General features: G+C 61.1%; 1 protein-coding gene. It reads left to right on the top strand.

The window, feature by feature from the left end:
- Positions 1-244 (top strand): hypothetical protein (locus tag QN399_RS26545; RefSeq protein ID WP_330201969.1); only part of this gene is annotated, 244 nt, incomplete at both ends.

Genomic DNA, 244 nt, shown 5'->3' with positions numbered 1-244 from the left:
CAAGGAAGGTATCGAGCACAAGGTACTGAACGCCAAGTTCCACGAAAAAGAAGCCGAGATCATCGCCCAGGCCGGTCGCCCAGGCGCATTGACCATCGCCACCAACATGGCCGGTCGTGGTACCGACATCCTGCTGGGCGGCAACTGGGAAGTGGAAGTGGCCTCGCTCGACAACCCGACGCCTGAGCAGATCGCCCAGATCAAGGCCGACTGGCAGAAGCGTCACCAGGCTGTGCTGGAATCC

It is taken from the genome of Pseudomonas sp. 10C3, from assembly GCF_036346185.1.
Taxonomy (GTDB): Bacteria; Pseudomonadota; Gammaproteobacteria; order Pseudomonadales; family Pseudomonadaceae; genus Aquipseudomonas.
Note: the sequence above shows the minus strand (reverse complement) of the source record. Positions and strands in the feature narration are given on the sequence as shown.